This window comes from Natronoarchaeum sp. GCM10025321, assembly GCF_042663585.1.
GTDB lineage: Archaea > Halobacteriota > Halobacteria > Halobacteriales > Natronoarchaeaceae > Natranaeroarchaeum.
In genome coordinates, this window is record NZ_JBHTAN010000006.1 from 1,273,089 (window position 1) to 1,288,390 (window position 15,302).

Genomic DNA, 15,302 nt, shown 5'->3' on the forward strand with positions numbered 1-15,302 from the left:
CCACGTTTCGTCGTAGAAGGACAGTCAGAGAACCCAGAAAGACGGATTAACGACCTTAATCTAATGCTGACTGAGCAAACGGTTTGGAAACGTGGCCCCTCTCAAAATCCACCACTGGTGGTGCGACGGGGGTTTCAACGGGGGCTGGTGGAGGCCCCGACCTTCACGGACGCTGTGGTGCGTTCGGGTGTTAATTCCAGCCGATCCTGAAACAGCAGGGGAGGTCGAGGGGAATTAAATTCGCCTGCGGGCGTGGTGCAGACCCAAAACGGTGAAGCCTCGGGCCTTGCCCCCGAGGTACTTCACGAGGCAGTTCGGTCTACGGCTTCCGTCACGGCGTAGAAGGGGACGGTATCGAGGAGCGCGACGATCAGTTTGACGGCGTACTGTCCGATCACGATGGAGGCCAGCGCCCAGCCCCAGGTCGGGGTGCCGCCGAGGCCGAGGGCGGGGAAGACGGCGAAGCCGAGCGTGATGAACACGACCGTATCGACGCCCTGACTGATCGCAGTCGAACCGCAGTTGCGGACCCACCGGTAGCGACCGCCGGTCCGCGCTTTGAGGTCCGAGAACAGTCGGACGTCGAGATGCTGGGCGATAGCGAGGGCGACTACCGATGCGAGGATAATCGACGCCGAACCGCCGAGGGTCTGTGCGAACGCCTCCTGTCCCTCGAAGAAGGGAGCCGTCGGCATCCAGATAGCCATGAACACCAGCGCGTACGAGAGCACCAGCGTCAGCACGGTGCCGTTGATTACCGTTGCGGCGTACTTTCGCCCGTGATACTCGACAAGCAGGTCGGAGGCCAGATAGGCGAGGCCGAACGCGACGAACCCTGCCGGAATGGCGACACCGCCGATAATGGGGAGTTCGAGCCACGTCAACTTCGCCGCGAGCACGTTTGCGAGTACGACTGAGCCTGCAAAGACCGCAGTGAAAATCGCTTTCGTATCGTCGACGTTCACCGGTCACCACCTCGGGCGAGGTGGGTGGTGCTGCTCTGAGGTGGTGCTGTCCTGCCGCAGTCGGACGGTAACTCGTCCGATGCGAGCAGTCTGGAACCAGTTCGGATTGCGAGTACTACCATAGCAACTGGTAAGCCGGTGCTATCGAAAGAGTGCTTCGATAATACACAGAGCATATCCACAGACGGTCGGCGTCGACAATGCTTCAACAAGAGGGATCGTATGAGTTCGTCTCGCGCGGGAGGCCGAGCAGTCCGAGTCCCCTATCCGTCGCAACAGACGGTGTACTGCACGTCTGCATCGAGTACGGTCTTGACTTGGTCGGCGACGTCGTCGACCGAAGCGAACGGGCCGAATTTGCTCACCGTTGCGCCGTCCGCTCGCAACGATATTACCCACCTGACGGACTCTTTTGGACCGGCACGACGGGTGATCAGCAGTGTCCTGTCCGGGGCGACGAGTCGGTAGCCGTCGTCCACGTCGTCGAGTGTCCAGTCGACAGCATCATCGAGGACTCGCTCTACAGTTCTCGCGAGTCGATGATCGAGGTCCGGCAGTACGTCCTCGGTGCCCATGCAGGAGAGGACGGGGGCCACGGACATATGGGTTCTGTGACCGACGAGATGGGGCTACTGGGGCGCCACACGCCCGACCGCAGTGCTCACCGATTCCCCCTTTCCTCGACGAACCACGTCAGTGTTGGCCGACGCAGTTGTGAGCGTCCGATCTCCCGAAAAATATAATTTTTATATATTATATGTGAACACGATAGGACACGTCAATGAGTAATCGGATAAAAAGATATGAGTGCCGAAATACAATCAATATATAGACGCAATAGGCCTGTTGATCCCAGATTTTTGATCTAAGACATTGAGATCTCTCTGTGGGGAGTCATTTTAGGTAGTTATTGTAAATAGAGATATAGAAGACAGTATACTCCAGTAATTAGAAATCTAGCTCCAACTTCTGGATTTCCATGCCGATTTTAATGGATTTGTTTTTCAGAAGTCGACTGAATTCTGCGACAGAAGAAATAACAAATAAGATGGATAAATATAATGATTTCAGTTCCTGTATAGTTGTACCGATCCCACACCGATGCTGTGGTAGAGCCGATCCCACCCAACACACAATGCATCGACTGATGAGCAACCGACGCGCACAGCCGGAGCAGGAATAAACCCTCAGGGTGAGATATTCAAGCAATGATAGATTCGCTGGCGTTCGCAGGACTACTGGTCGTTGTGATGACGGTTGCCGGGGCGGTAAACGGCGTCGCGGGCTTTGGCTTCGCGGTGGTGGCGACGATGGCGCTCGCGACGGTGGTCGATCCGGCCACCGCAGTCGTGTTCATGATCGTTCCGATACTGGGGGTGAACCTCTCGCTGATCGGCGAGCTATCCGGCGATCAGCTCCGGACCTGTGGGCGTCGGTTCGCACCGTTGTTGATCGCCGCACTGGTCGGGATGCTGGCCGGGTTAGTCGTTCTCGACGTGATTCCCGATGCGCCGTTGCGGGTCGGCCTCGGCCTCATTTCCCTGGCGTTCGTCGCCAGCGTACAGGAAACGGTCCGGCTTCCGACGCTCGAACGCGCCAAGGAAGCGTGTTTCGTCGAGTCTTCGGCGGGAATGGTTGCGGTCGGTGCCGTTTCAGGCGTCGTCTTCGGCGCGACGAACGTCGGCGTCCAACTCGTCGCCTATCTCAAGAGCTGTAACCTCTCACACGGACTGTTTATCGGCGTCACGGCGATGGTGTTTCTGGGCCTCAACGGCGTCAGAGTCATCGCGGCCGGAGCGCTCGGCCTCTACCCCGATAGTATCGTCTTCATCGCCTCGATCGGTGCGACCGTGCCGGCTGTAGCCGGCGTCGGAATCGGAAAGCGCCTCCGTGACCGGATCAGCCAGCGACTTCGGCGGACACTGGTTCTCTCCCTCCTGACCGTGATCGGTGTCCGATTGATTCTGGGTGGGCTGGGTATCGCGTGAACACGCCATTCCCGCCCGGAACAGCAGTACACCGGACTCCCGCGTACCGTCGACGGCGGTCGGCCCGGGAGGTCACACCGCTGGTACCGAGCCCATCTGACAGCCGTGAGTCCGAGTCGTAGAACATGCTGGGGTGCAGTCCTCCCGAGGTGACGGCGCGCGCACTCCCGGTCGAACGGGAAGACTGAGTTGTCTTTCTTCGGACACTCGCCACCCCGTCCGCAATTATAATTGGTTCTGATTTTTGCATAGTACAGGCTATATACTTACAGTATCGTACTATATCGACAACTATCTATAAAATAAAAAACATTAAAATATTTGAAAGTGTAGATATTCCAACCGTGAAACTGAGCCTGAGATCATTTCACTACATAACGGCAGTATCACCCGACTAAAGCCGGGTGTCGTCACCTCGAAGTATTTATAACCGGGACACCCGATGTCAAAATATGGAAGCAGAGTACGACGTTGTGGTCGCTGGTGCAGGTCCAGCAGGTGGGCAATGTGCCCGGGACCTCGCCGCACGGGGCTACGACGTTCTCGTGCTTGAGACGGAACCAGAAGCGGAGTTCCCCCGCCAGAGTAACAAGTCAACCGCCGGGACGTTCCCGTCGATGATGTCAGCGTTCGGCGTCCCCGACGATGTGGTCCAACAGTACACCGACACTGTCGTGCTGGAGTCCCCCAACGAACACTTCACGCGGAATATCTCCGGTGCGGTGATGGACTTTGCCGCGTTCAAGCGCTGGCTGGTCGAGAAGGCACGCGAGAACGGGGCGGAGTTCCGTTTCGACTCTCGCGTCGCCGGACCGATCATGCAGGACGGGGAGATTGCCGGCGTCAAGTACGATGGTGGCGAAGAGGTATACGGGAAGATCATCGTCGACGCCACGGGTCCGAGCGCGCCGCTGGCCTCAGAACTCGGCGTGAGCAATCTGGAACGCGAAAACCAGGCGATCGGGATCGACTACCACATGGAGGGTATCGACTTCGAACAGGACGGATACGCCGACCTACACGACTCCATGATGCTCCGTTTGGATCACGACATCGCACCTGGTGGCTACTCGTGGATATTCCACACCGGCGAGGACACCGCAAAGGTCGGCGTCTGCTACCTCCAGAACGAGCGCCACCGCGAGAAGTCGAAAAGCGGGATGACGATCGACGACTATATGCAGCACTGGTTCGATACCGATCCGCGGTTCGAGAACGCGAGCATGATCGAGGGCGGCGACATCCTCCGCGGTTCGGCACATATCCAGATGCCGGGCGAGATGAGTACGGACAGTTTCATGGCAATCGGCGATACCATGCCCACCATCGATCCCCTGTGGGGCGAAGGGATCAACAAGTGTATGCAGTCGGGGCGGAAGGCGGCAATCGCCGCCGATCACTGTCTCACGCCTAAAGATCCAGACACCTCCGCGAAGCAACTCTCAGTGTACGACAAACTATGGCACGAAAAAGTTGCACCGAAAATGAAGTCGCGGCTGCTGATGACCGAAGTCCTGTATCTCGCAGCGAACGACAGATACGACACGTTGATGCGTGATCTGAACCGTCTCGACGACGAGACACTGGCCAAAGCGAACGACGGAGACAAGGGAGCGATCATGAAGCTACTACATCTCGGGGATATCCCGGAACTGGGCAAGTGGGCACAGCGTCGGCTTCTAGACCCGTCAAATAGGTGGAATCCGTCCTGAGCAGACGGGCTTTCTTTTCCTCAGATCGAACGGGGCCGAACTCTCAGTCGACAGTATAAACCACGTAACAGCCCGGTATACGCCGAGTAACTATACCACATTGGTGAAATACAACAGACGACCCATGCCACGATGTGACAACTGTGGAGGCTTCGTAACGCGTAATTTCGCTCGAGTCTTCGGAGACAACCAGGATAACGTCCAGGGCTGTATGGAGTGCTGTGACCGCACGGCAGTCAGAGAGGGCGGCGTTGTGGCGAATCCGTCGACCTGAGCGCCGCTTCCGTTTGCTCTGTCACGGCTAGTGAGTTCTCGGAGCCGTGGTACGCTCACCACGCTCTCTGCGTTCCAGCCCCACCAGCCCACCAGAACGGTATCACGGACGGGCGCTTCTCGGCCGGCAGTCGGATCGTCTCGCGACCGGTTGTTACTACTTTAGTAGGACCTGTTTACTTCCGGACAACTGGTGTTGTCGGGACCAGGAGCGGCGTCCCAATCTACCCTGACCGGCGGGTGTGACTGCCTGGATAGCTTGCGGGATGGCGTGTGAGCAGAGCTGCTAGGGGACTATGCGCCATAGCCGACCACGCCGACGAGCACGCAGAACACGAGAACTCGGTCCCGGCTGAGTCGGTCGGCCAGCCGCCCGACAACCGGCTGTGTAACGCCGTTGACGACGAAAAACGCCGAGAACAGGCCACCGGCCGTAGTCTGCGAGACGCCGTGGTGGGCCACGAGAAACGAGGGGAGAAACGAGGCCGTCCCCTGCCAGACGAACGCACAGAGCACGGAAACGCCAACGGTGAACGCGATTGGTCGGCGGCTCAGCAACTCGACGAGTGGACCCAGTTCGAACCGCTCGGCCATCGGCTGGTCCGGTCGTTCCGGTTCGGTCGGCCGGACGCGCCAGGCGAACGTCACGAAGACGGGGAGAGCAACCACAACGCCGAGCGCAATCGCGTAGCGCCAGCCCAGACGGACGCCGACGGACGCTGCACCGATCGGAGCGAGCAACCCAGCTAACGGCGCGCCGACGTTGTGCAGGCCCAGCGCAGTACCGGTGTTCTCGAAGTTCTTTGTCAACAGGGTCGCGGCAACGCTAAAGTGTAGTCCGGCCCCGGCACCCAGAAAGACCGCGAACAGGACGAACGCGGGCAGCGACGGCGAGAGCGCGAGCGATGCGCTCCCGAGACCTGTCAGTCCGATCGCCGCGAGAATGATCCGGCGCTCCCCGAAGCGGTCACCGAGAACGCCGCTCGGGAACTGGGAGAGCGCGTACGCCAGCCACATCCCCGAGAGGGCGAGGCCGACCGTCGCGTTCGACGTGTCGAACGCCTCGACGATGTTCAGGACGACTGGGCTGATAGCGAGGCGAGCGGTCATTGTGACAAAGAAGGCCAGCGTACACAGCGCCAGTAGGGTGTGGCGATACGACCAGCGCATCGGCTCAGCGCTCCACGTGGAGCGTCCAGATCTCCAGTTGCGGGCTCATCCTCGGTTGACGTCTTGTCATCATCTACACCAGTGGCGGGAAACGGAAATGAATCACTATCCGACTGCGACATTGCGCGGTTCGAGCGAACGCTGCGAGGGGCGTTCCTAGATCTCGGTGACGCGCTCGTGTTCGACGTCGAGCGCGGCGGCGTCCTCGTACAGCAGCGCAACGACGAGATACGGGGCGTACTCCCGGAAGTACGCGACCAGATCGGCGATGCGGTCGGAGTCGATAGCCTCTAGTGAGTCCAGTAGCATGAACGGGACCGTCTCGTACACCTCGTGGACGAGATAGCCCGCCAGTGCGAATACGAGCCCGGTCACCTCCCGCTCGCTCTCGCTGAGGTGATCGATGTCGTCCTCGTAGGCAGTCCCACTGTCCGTCGTTCTGACGATCTTGAGATCGAACGTGCTCTTCGAGACCTTCCGACGGCCCTCGCGGACCTCACGCTCACTACGCTGGATCCAGATCCGATCGAGGTTATCGTACTCCAGGACGTCGAGGAGGCTCTCCATGTGGCCGTTGAACGCCTCGACGGCTTCCTCTTCGATCCGGTCGATGCGGGTTCGGAGTTCGGTGAGTTCCTCGGCGATTTCGTCACGTCTCGTTTCCAGGCGCTCACGCTCGTCGAGACGGGATTCGATCGACTCGATCTCCTCTTCGATCTCCCGGCGTTCGCGCTCCTTTTGCTCGATCTGGAACTCGATAGAGTTGGCTTCTTTGTGGTAGTCGAGCACCTCCTCGTAGGTTTCGGACTCCAGCTCTTCGACCTCGGATTCGAGCTGTTCGACGGCGTCGGTCAGTTCCTCACGCTGGACCTCGTAATCCTCCAGTCGCTCGGACCGATCAGCTATCTCGTCGCCGACCTCCTCGATACGACGTTCCAGGTTGGCGGATTCCGAGCGCGTCGATTCCAGTTCGTCGACCTCTTTCCGTCGTTCTCTGAGCTGATTCGACAGCTCAGACCGTTTCTGAAGCTTCTCCTGACGGCTCGACTGCAACTGCTCGATAGTTCGTTCGATCTCCTTGCGCTCGACCTCCGAGCCGCAGGTCCAGCAGACGACCGAATCCGAGTCCGAAAGTAGCTGATCGGTCACGTCGCCGCCGGAAGCGTCCCCAACACCCAGTTCGGTGGCCTCTTCCAGCCGTTCCTCGTTGAACTGGATCGTGCTCTGCAGCTGGCTGATCTCGGCCGTTAACGACTCCTTTTGGCCCTCCAGTGTCTCGATCTCGGCGCGTAGCCGCTCTACCTCGGCAGCGCGGTCGGCCGGAAGCGATTCGAGCTCCGCTTCGAGTTCCTCGCGCTCCGATTTCAGCGCCTCGATACTTTCTCGCTCGGTATCGATCCGGCGTCGCGTCCGTTCGAGCTCCGACCGGACCGACTGAAGCTCGTCGAGTTTCGTTTCGAGCTCCTCTTTCTCCGTGCGCGAGGTTTCGACATCCGCGTCGACCTCGTCGATCTTCGCCTCGATGTCGGTGAGTTCCGTCTCTAGCTCCTCGATCTCGCTGGACAGTCGCGTGCGTTGCTCTTCGAGGCCCGGGAGCTTCACCGCAAGGTCGTCGAGTTCGTCCAACTGCTCGTCGAGTCTGCGTTTCTCAGCCGTCCGATCTTCTATCTCCGAGCGGATCGCCGTCGTGTCGACGGGTCGCATGATGAGTTCGCGCAGGTCGTCGCCGCGCGCCACAGCGCGGCGCGCCTCGTTCGACTCCAGCAGGAAAGCGAACAGATCGGCAATCTCGCTGTCCTCCAGATACGGATTGCCATCTGTGACGATGGTGCCTCCGCTCCGTTCGAGCGACCGCTCGTAGACCTCATCATCGAACTCCAGGCTGGCCCGCCCGGCGTCGGCGTCGGCCTTCAGCGAGATGTCGTCGCTTCCCAGTGCCGCCATGATGGCCTGCAAGAGCGAGGTTCGGTTCGTAGCATTCCGGCCGGTGAGTGCCGTTACTCCCCGGTAAAGCGTCACAGAGGTCTCGTCGATACCGCCGATATTCTCGGCTCGGACGGTAACCTGATCGGGGAGGGCCTCGGTGTTCATACTAGTACCTGAGTCCATTGTCAGAGCGTTTGTAGCTCTCCATATTTATTTGTTCGTTATTCTACGGTCCGGATCGCGGAACGGCGGTACTGATTACACATGTACAGATGTAAACGGTCGGGCTGAACAGTCGTCCGGACCGGAGCCGGTCTCTCGCAGTTTAACTCTCTGCGCCTGACTCGGAGTCGTTCTCACACTCACAGCCCCCGCGCTCGAGCAGGTCACCGGCCGTATACTGGTTGCCACAGTCACTGCAGATGATGGAGACGTCGACAAGCACGTCGTACTCGCCGAGATTGATCGCGTCTGACCGATCGAGGCGCTCGATAGTGTCGTCGGTCACCGCTACGGTCCGGTTCTGTAACGCGCGGATCTTGTCGCGAGCGTTCTCGATTCGTTCTTCGTCGTCCGGCGTGACCATCGACGTATCGAGACAGTCGGTCAGATGGTTGTGAACGGTCTGGTGGGACACGAAATCCTGTTCGACCTGCTCGATTGGGACGGAGCCGTGTTCGAGTTCTCGCCGCGTTTCCGTACGCATCCCGCTGCTCACGTCGTCATCAGTCAGGAGCCGATAGGTGTTCTCGATCTCGCCGTCCTTGTACGCGACACCGGCCTCGTCCATCGCCGCGCGGAGGATCGATCGGTTGACGTACTGTGCAAGCTCTCGCAAACTATACCGCTCCTCACCGCGCCCCGTCCAGTACGCTACCAGTTCGTCGTTCAGCGCTGTGAGGTCGTACTCCTCCAGCACGCGACCGACTTTGCAGCCGCAGTCGATGTCGTGGAGTCGCTCGTCGGATGTTGTCACGATATTTTGTATAGGTCAGCGGCAATGTAAATACTTTCTTCTCAGCGGTCTGCGGCGGTTTCTCTGTGTAGTAGATAACTGTTACCTACTAGAAGATTCTGCTTACTTCAGGATCATCAAACCGGCCAGCGGGTTGAACAACCCCATAAAACCGGTAGGACCCGAGTACTATGATGTCTCATCCTGTCAGAGCTGGACGAGGAGAGATTTGACCAGTTTCGCCGCGAATTGCACCCAAATCGAACCACTATAATATCCGTCAAAGTCGGAAAACCGACAGACAGTGTCACTGTCACGACACCACTGACACCGTACTATGTCGGCCAGAAATATAGTGTATATTACATTTGCCGTCAGATGTATATACGCCTAACCTGAACTTATTTCTCATGCCGAAGTGGCTATCCGACAGTGAACGAAAGCGTATTGCAGAGTTCGCGGAAACGCCGAAATACGAACGGGACCCCGAGATGCTGGCTCCGGACGACGACGACAAGGACGACGATTAGACGCCCTCCGAGTGTGTGCTCGCTGCCCACCAGTAGCTGCCATGGCTCTACAGCGTAGCACATACCGGCACCGATCCGCTACAGCAGGCCCGAAAATCGTCGAGCCGCAGGTGTAGAACAGCGGTTCGACGTCGCGCAAGTGTCACCGACGTGCCCGGAGTGCCGTGCTTGTGGAACTAATCCTCATTGAAGCGCCACAGCAGACCATCATCAGCGGTCTCAGCCGATTGAATCGATATCTACTCCGACCGCGCCGGAAAGCGAGACGACGGCTGTCGTGAGCAGGATTGCCGATGACCTCCACCAAGAGGACGAGACTATACTGTCAGTCGCCGGCGGTGAACGTCTCGACGGACTCCTCTCGCCGTTCGTCGCCGATCGGTCTGTATATTCGATGTGTTCCTTCCCAAGCAGGTACGGCCCTCTGCCCTGGGTCGCTGGCCAATGACAGAGCGCAGAGGACGAACGGGACGAGAGTAGACGGAAAATCACTGCTGACTGTCCCGGGGACCGTGATGGCGCTCACACGGAGTGTTTGCTGGAGTGGCGACCGATGGACGACGTGGCGCTGGAGGTCGCCGCTGCTAAGACAGTCGCGGACACGTTCCAGAGCCGGTCAGTTACTCGACCATGTTTTCCGCCTGGATCTGTTCCCAGATTTCCTCGCCCGCATCCGTGATGCCGTAGACGCGCCCCTTTTTTCGGTCCTCCGACACGAGTAGGTCCACGAGTTCCCGCTCGCGCAGACTGCTTAATGCTCGTGAAATGTGTGCGATCCCGGCCCCAGAATCGCTAGCTATCTGTGTCGGCGTCGCTGGGCCTTCTGACAGTCTCCGGAGTACTTCGACACGATACCGCGAACTGATAACGAATCCGATCTCGTCCCATTCGTCGTTCATAATTGAATCTATCTAGCTATCTCTTGCTATGCGGCAAGCGGCTTAATACATGTCCATCGTCAAAACTGAATTCCCCAATATATCATACTTTAAGCTACGTAAAACTACACCGACTATCTGTATCGTAGTAGTATGCTAATAATACTCAACTTTAGCTATCTTTATACAGATATTATAATTCCTAGTTGATGTTCACTCAACGGTATTAGACGATTACCATCAGCATCTATTTGGTGATTTCAATTCGTTTCGACGTTTGCCATTGTATACTATCCGGCCGAACGGATCGAACGATGGGGCTACAGACGGTGGGATCGTATGCAAACACAGTGATTAGACTGACTCTCGAGCGAGGACGGTAACTCGTCGAGATGAAACATCTCCGAGTGCAGTCCGATTTGGGGAGGTCGAAACTGTATATCGACACACGTGTACTCGTATCGTGATCCACACCGGATCTCTGAAATCAGAAAAGTTCGTAACAATAGAGGTACGGACGATGGAGCCAGAAGGACGATTCAGAGCCTCATAGGAGCAGTATAACAAAACACCGGCGTCGCTACCACCGTAGACGAACGAAGAATGTGGCTAGCACAGTCCGGTTCGGCAGAGTGGCGATATCGGAGTGCAAACCAACACAGCCGTCGACCTTCTGATCAGCGATGAGCGAGGATTTCGAGGGGGAGTCCCTCCAACAGTTCCAGCGGCTAATCGGACCAGGAGCTGTGGACGCGGCGGCAGCGATCGGTTACGTGGCAATCGTCGGAGCGCTGTTCTACTTCGTCGGACTATCCGGCTTCCTTCGGACGCTGCTCGCACTGCCGGTTCTACTCCTGTTGCCAGGGTACGCTCTCGTCTCGGTCGTGTTTCCAGCGCGGCCCGACCGGTCGGAGACACCCACACCCGACGAAAGATCAGGAATCGGATTGCTGGATACCGGTTCGCCGGGATGGTACGAGCGCCTCGCACTGTCTGTAGCGATGAGTATCGTGCTCCTCCCGCTGTTTGCACTGGTGCTTGCTACGACTCGGTGGGACTTTTCAACCCCCGCAGTGCTCGTCTCGGTCGGGGGGTTCACAATCATCATGATGCTCGGAGCGCTTGCGAGACGAGCCACCATCCCGGCTGACGACCGGTTCCGATACCCCGGCATTGCAGGTGCAGAGAGCCTTTCGGAGCTGATTCCTGAAGACAGCCCGATCGACGGCGTTCTCAACGTCGTACTCCTGGTAACCATCGTACTCGCACTGGGGACGGTTGCGTACGGACTCGCCGCACCACAGCCCGATCAATCGACGACCGAGGTCCAGTTGCTCACCCAAACCGACGACGGAGAGCTGGTCCAGGCAGGCTACCCGGAGACGATTCCAGCCGATGACAGCGTCGAAATGACAGTGGCCATCACTAACGACGATGCCGAACCGTCGACCTACACGGTGGTCATCGAGGCCCAGCAAGTCGAAGAAACCGGTGACGGACTCGGGGTCATCGACGAGGCAGAGATCGCACAACTACAGTTGTCCGCCGATCCCGGAGAACGGGCCACGCAGGAACATTCGATCTCTCCGCCGATGACTGGCGAGAATATCCGCCTGAACTACTACCTCTACGAGGGTGATCCACCCGAAGACCCTGGCCCTGAGACGGCCGATGACCACCTCTGGATCACTGTCGAAAGCGTCTAACTTCCTGCGTTCCGTTTTCTTCGTCCATCAGAAGATACGGCTAGCGTGTCCAGTGTGCAGGACCCTCTCGTAGAAGGGTGGGACATGAAAACAGTTGCAGTGTGTCGGGGAGAGACGAGCGGGGCCAGACCGTCGATCAGTCTGATCAGGGTTCTCGTTTGTCGATCAGTTCGGAGGAGAATTCGTCGCTACGCCGCTGTGTCGTGATCAGATGACCGATGGCGGTGACAGCAAACGCGACGATAATAAGGAGACCGGCGACGAACTGCGAGACCACCCCAATAAGTCCGAGCGCAACAGCACCGTAAAAAAGACCGCCGACGATCGCGATAGCAAGATAGTACTGTTGCCACGGCCGTCGCTCCTCCTCCCGTGACAGATAGGCACTGATATCGACTGCCTGATCTGATAGCGAAACGACACCGGAATCGGAGTCGTATTCGACGATCCCCGCGTCGTCCATCTTCGGGACGTGGGTCTGGTACAACGACACGTAGACACGTTTTCGCTGCTGGCTCGACAGATCCTCGACATCGACTTCGTTCTCCCAGGCGGCGACCTCGTCGGCGAGCTCCCCGATCGTTACCTCTTCGTCGATCTGGTTGAGATAGTACAGCACGAACCGACGTCGTGGACTGCTCAGCAGATCAAACACTACGTCTTGTGATAGTTGATCTTGGTCGGATGTGGACATTAGTTTCGTCTCATACTGGTCACTTCCCCCGCATGCGCTTTTGCCCCTCTACAATAGCAGGTCACCTAATCGTTACTTTGTTACAGACTGACTAAATGAAGAGAGCGAGAATATGGACTCTTTGATCCGTCTGGCGTCAGATTCTGACCGATGCCGTGCTGACGGGTGCCGCCTCCGATACCCCTCTGGCGACAAGCATCAGAGAATACGGGTACTACTCGGCGTACAACCCGTCTATAACAAAGATAGCAGATCAGCAAGGAGGTTGTAGTTCCCGACATCGGACTAATCATGTTGCAGAGCACCATACAATTCTCCGGACGGTCTGTATCGAATCCGCCCAGTCGTCCCAATACGGATACGGCGGGCAGAAAACCGCCGATCAGAGCCCTCCAACCGACCGAAGCCGACGAGGTAGCGTAATGTCGTCGATTCCGATAGCGAACCCGGACCTCGGCGACGAGGAGATCAGACGGGTCGCCGAGATCATCGACAGCGGAATGATTGCCGACGGACCGACCGTCCGGCAGTTCGAGTCGGAGTTCGCCGACTACTGCGACGCCGGCCATGCCGTCGCAACCTCAAACGGCACGACGGCGTTGCATGCGGCGTTCGAGGCGCTGGGGATCGGACCGGGCGACCGGGTCGTCACAACGCCGTTTTCGTTCGTCGCGAGCGCGAACGCGATCCGCCTGGCCGGGGCCGAGCCGGTGTTTGCGGACATCGATCCCGAGACGTACAACCTCGATCCACACGCGGTCGCAAGACTGCTCGCGGAGGAAGGCGACACCATCGACGCAATCCTCGCTGTCCACCTGTACGGCCTGCCCGCGAACGTCGGACCCCTCGCCAAACTTGCTGATACGTACGACCTTCAGCTAGTCGAGGACGCCGCACAGGCACACGGAGCCACCTACGAAGGAGAGCGTGTCGGCGCGTTCGGCGACGCGGCCTGCTTCTCGTTTTACCCGACCAAGAACATGACGACGGGCGAGGGAGGGATGATTACGACGGACCGACCGGAAGTGGCCAATCGGGCCGAACAGTTCGTCAATCACGGGCGAAGCGGCACCTACGAACACGTGGAACTCGGCCACAACTTCCGAATGACGAGCATCGGGGCCGCAATTGGGCTGGTCCAACTCGAAAAGCTTCCGGAGTATGTCGCCACCCGGCGGCAGAACGCCCAGATGTTGACGGAACGGCTCCGTAGCCAGCCTGCCGTTACGACTCCGAGCGAGCCGACCTACTCTCGGCATGCGTATCACCAGTACACGATCCGCTGCAGAGATCGGGACGGGCTGAAAGCCTATCTCGACGACGCCGGGATCGGTGCTGGCGTCTATTACCCGACGCCGATCCACAGGCAACCGGCGTACGACCACGTCAGCGTCGACGCGCCGGTAGCGGAACGGGCGGCAGAGGAGGTGCTCTCTCTGCCGGTTCACCCCGAACTCTCGACCGACGACGTGCGATCGATCACCACCGTCGTCCAATCGTACTACGACTAACGAACTTCACAACAACTACCACACAGCTATGAACGGGAACACTATCGACGTCGGCGTGATCGGTGTCGGCAACATGGGACGCCATCATGTTCGCGTCTATCAAGAACTTCAGGCCACGACACTGGCAGGCGTCGCGGACGCCGACATGGACGCCGCGACGACAGTCGCATCGGACTACGAAACGACGGCACTCTCGATGGAGAAGCTACTCGACCGCGTCGATGCCGTCTCCATTGCCGTTCCGACCGAGTATCACTACCAGATTGCGCTCGAGGCGCTCCGAAAGGACGTCCACGTTCTCATCGAGAAGCCGCTGGTAGACTCAGCAAGCGAGGGTGAGGCGCTGATCGACTTCGCCGACGAGCGCAACCTCGTCTTACAGGTGGGTCACGTCGAGCGGTTCAATCCGGCGATCAGAGCCCTCACCGATATCGTCCCTGAACTGGAGGTGCTCTCGGTCGACGCCAAACGTCTCGGTCCGCCGCTCGACCGGGAGATAGGGACCAGTCCAGTGCTCGATCTGATGATCCACGACATCGACATTCTCCTCTCTTTGCTGGGAAGTGAGGCAACAGTGCTCGATGCGAACGCCACTGCCGACGACCAGTACGTCACCGCGACGGTCGAGTTCGGCGACGTTCTGGGGACGCTTACGGCCAGTCGGATCACCCAGCGGAAGGTGCGCGAACTGACTATCACGGCCCGGGAGTGTCAGGTCCACATCGATTACATCTCCCGATCGGTTCAGATTCACCGCCATTCGGTTCCGGAGTATATCGAGGAGAACGGCGACCTCCGGTACCGACACGAGAACATCGTCGAACACCCGACCATCGAAAACGGTGAACCGCTGAAAAAGGAACTCGCTGCGTTTGCCGAGAGCATTCGCGAGGGAACCAGGCCCGTCGTCAGCGGCGAGGAGGGACTCGAAGCGCTCGCTGTGGCCAGGGAGATAGAAAACGCTGCGCTGGAAAAAACACGGGTCGTTCAGTAG

Annotated in this window: 11 protein-coding genes and 1 pseudogene; 5 read left to right on the plus strand and 7 right to left on the minus strand. The window is 58.5% G+C overall.

What is annotated here, in order from left to right; all coding sequences use genetic code 11:
* Positions 1–302 precede the first annotated feature (302 nt).
* Positions 303–965: a queuosine precursor transporter gene (locus tag ACFQL3_RS09250; protein WP_377053535.1), complete on the minus strand. Its 663-nt coding sequence runs from the start codon at positions 963–965 to the stop codon at positions 303–305.
* Between the two features lie 263 nt (positions 966–1,228).
* The gene (locus ACFQL3_RS09255) at positions 1,229–1,540 is read right to left on the minus strand and encodes a hypothetical protein (RefSeq protein ID WP_377053537.1); all 312 of its coding nucleotides are present in this window, start codon (positions 1,538–1,540) and stop codon (positions 1,229–1,231) included.
* A gap of 633 nt (positions 1,541–2,173) precedes the next feature.
* On the opposite strand from ACFQL3_RS09255, the gene ACFQL3_RS09260 reads away from it, so the two are divergent.
* Positions 2,174–2,953, plus strand: a complete 780-nt coding sequence (locus ACFQL3_RS09260) for a sulfite exporter TauE/SafE family protein (RefSeq protein ID WP_377053539.1) — start codon at positions 2,174–2,176, stop codon at positions 2,951–2,953.
* A 452-nt stretch (positions 2,954–3,405) separates the two neighbouring features.
* Positions 3,406–4,665, plus strand: coding sequence for a digeranylgeranylglycerophospholipid reductase (locus ACFQL3_RS09265; RefSeq protein WP_377053541.1), 1,260 nt, complete (start codon positions 3,406–3,408; stop codon positions 4,663–4,665).
* Between the two features lie 573 nt (positions 4,666–5,238).
* Here ACFQL3_RS09265 and ACFQL3_RS09270 read toward each other — a convergent pair.
* The 4 genes and pseudogenes from ACFQL3_RS09270 to ACFQL3_RS09285 form a co-directional block, all read right to left on the minus strand.
* Positions 5,239–6,108 (minus strand): annotated as a pseudogene (locus tag ACFQL3_RS09270) (MFS transporter); the annotation flags it as partial.
* Positions 6,109–6,264: 156 nt separating this feature from the next.
* Positions 6,265–8,217, minus strand: a complete 1,953-nt coding sequence (locus ACFQL3_RS09275; RefSeq protein WP_377053543.1) for an archaea-specific SMC-related protein — start codon at positions 8,215–8,217, stop codon at positions 6,265–6,267.
* A 142-nt stretch (positions 8,218–8,359) separates the two neighbouring features.
* Positions 8,360–9,010, minus strand: coding sequence for a rod-determining factor RdfA (gene rdfA, locus ACFQL3_RS09280; protein WP_377053546.1), 651 nt, complete (start codon positions 9,008–9,010; stop codon positions 8,360–8,362).
* A gap of 1,129 nt (positions 9,011–10,139) precedes the next feature.
* On the minus strand, positions 10,140–10,418 hold the full coding sequence (locus tag ACFQL3_RS09285) for an ArsR family transcriptional regulator (RefSeq protein ID WP_377053548.1): 279 nt from the start codon (positions 10,416–10,418) through the stop codon (positions 10,140–10,142).
* Positions 10,419–11,080: 662 nt separating this feature from the next.
* Between ACFQL3_RS09285 and ACFQL3_RS09290 the strand changes: the two genes are divergently transcribed.
* A complete protein-coding gene (locus tag ACFQL3_RS09290; protein WP_377053550.1) occupies positions 11,081–12,103 on the plus strand; it encodes a DUF1616 domain-containing protein in 1,023 nt (340 codons plus the stop codon).
* 145 nt (positions 12,104–12,248) lie between these two features.
* On the opposite strand, the gene ACFQL3_RS09295 is transcribed toward ACFQL3_RS09290, so the two are convergent.
* Positions 12,249–12,797 (minus strand): DUF7344 domain-containing protein, encoded by a 549-nt coding sequence (locus ACFQL3_RS09295; RefSeq protein WP_377053552.1) that lies wholly within the window; start codon positions 12,795–12,797, stop codon positions 12,249–12,251.
* Positions 12,798–13,219: 422 nt separating this feature from the next.
* On the opposite strand from ACFQL3_RS09295, the gene ACFQL3_RS09300 reads away from it, so the two are divergent.
* Entirely contained in the window at positions 13,220–14,308 is a 1,089-nt protein-coding gene (locus ACFQL3_RS09300) for a DegT/DnrJ/EryC1/StrS family aminotransferase (protein WP_377053554.1), read from the plus strand.
* A gap of 28 nt (positions 14,309–14,336) precedes the next feature.
* Positions 14,337–15,302 (plus strand): Gfo/Idh/MocA family oxidoreductase, encoded by a 966-nt coding sequence (locus ACFQL3_RS09305; RefSeq protein ID WP_377053556.1) that lies wholly within the window; start codon positions 14,337–14,339, stop codon positions 15,300–15,302.